This window comes from Phenylobacterium sp., from assembly GCF_031360265.1.
Lineage (GTDB): Bacteria > Pseudomonadota > Alphaproteobacteria > Caulobacterales > Caulobacteraceae > Phenylobacterium.
Genome location: NZ_JANMBF010000161.1, coordinates 1 through 1,717, shown reverse-complemented (window position 1 = coordinate 1,717; position 1,717 = coordinate 1). Strand labels below are relative to the sequence as shown.

Below are 1,717 nucleotides of genomic sequence, written 5' to 3'. Positions count from 1 at the left end.
GACGCGCCCCTGGCCAGCCGGCGCGTGGGCGGCCTTACCGGGCTGGGCGAGCTCTCGGCCAACGCCAATGTCGCCATCGACCGGCTCTCGGATTTCGGAACCCTGATCAGTCTGGGCTATGGCCTGAACTGGCGGCCGGTGGCGGCCTTGAGCCTGGTCGCCTCGCGCACCCACGATGAAGCCGCGCCCAGCCAACAGCAGCTGGGCGCGCCGGCCGTGCTGACCCCCGGCGTGCGGATCTTCGATTTCGCCACCGGCCGGACGGTCGACGTGACCCAGGTGGATGGCGGCAACACGCGGCTGCTCGGCGACGACCGCGACGTCACCAGCCTGAAGCTCAACTTCAAGCCCTATGCCGCCCGGGACCTGACCTTCACCGCCAACTACCTGACGAGCCGGATCCGCAACCCGATCGCCACCTTCCCCGCCGCCACCGCCGATATCGCGGCGGCCTTCCCCGACCGCTTTCTTCGCAACTCCCGGGGCGAGCTGATCCAGATCGACTATCGGCCGGTGAATTTCGCCCGGGAAGACCGCGGCGAACTGCGCTGGGGCGTGAACTATTCGCGGCCGATCGGCCCGGCGACGGCGACGCGCGGCGGACCGCCCGGACCCCGCCGCCCGCCCGGCTTCGGCGGCGCCCCGGATGCGGGCCGACCCTCTGGAGGTTCTGGAGGCGGCGGTTTCGCGGGCGGATATCCGGGCGGCGGGGGGCGAGGCGGCGCCCAGGACGGCCGGCTGCGGTTTTCCCTCTATCACACCATGATCCTGGAGGACCGGGTGACGGTGCGGCCGGGCGGGCCGGTGCTGGACTATCTGAACGGCGCGGCGGCCGGCGCCTTGGGCGGTCTGCCGCGGCACGAAATCGAGGCTCAGGCGGGGATCGCCGAACGCGGCTTCGGCGCCGCGCTCAGCGCCGACTGGAAGAGCGCGACCTCGGTGCGCGGCGGCGCGGGTGCGGCCAGCGGCGACCTTGCCTTCTCCGACATCGCCAAGGTCAACCTGCGGCTCTTCGCCGACCTGAGCCAGCGCAAGACCCTGCTGGAAACCGCCCCCTGGCTGCGCGGCGCACGGATCTCGCTGTCGGTGAACAACCTTTTTGACCGGCGGATCGCGGTGCGCGACGCCAACGGCGCCACGCCTCTCAGCTATCAGCCCCCCTATGTCGATCCCGCGGGCCGAACGATCCGGCTGAGCTTCCGCAAGCTGTTCTCCTGAGTTGCGTCGCGTGCTTTGCTGAACGCCAGATGAGATTCCATCGCCTTGATGGCGCCACCATCCACGCCTAGAAAGTCCCACTAACGCAGTAGGACAATCCGGTCGCTTCCTCGAGGTGATCTACCGCCACCGCAACCGCGTACTTATCTAGGGGTTGAAGGGGGGCGATTTGGTTCTTGCGCGCAGGCTTTGCGCGCCGGCCCGGACGTCCAGGAAATCTAAGGGGATAGTTCATGGCCGCAAGCGCCCTGTCAGTCATGTCGCCGGACGGCGGCCTCAGCCGATACCTGTCGGAAATCCGCAAGTTCCCGATGCTGGCCAAGGACGAGGAATTCATGCTCGCCAAGGCCTGGCAGGAGCATGAGGATCCCGCCGCCGCCCACCGCCTGGTCACCAGCCACCTGCGCCTGGTGGCCAAGATCGCCATGGGCTACCGCGGCTACGGCCTGCCGATCGGCGAGGTGATCTCCGAGGGCAATGTCGGCCTGATGCAGGCGGT

The 1,717-nt window shown here is 69.0% G+C and carries 1 protein-coding gene and 1 pseudogene; both read left to right on the top strand.

What is annotated here, in order from left to right:
- A pseudogene (locus tag RMN86_RS14980) lies at positions 1–1,218 on the top strand (TonB-dependent receptor); the annotation flags it as partial.
- Between the two features lie 233 nt (positions 1,219–1,451).
- Positions 1,452–1,717 (top strand): sigma-70 factor domain-containing protein (locus tag RMN86_RS14975; RefSeq protein WP_309606655.1); only part of this gene is annotated, 266 nt, incomplete at its 3' end.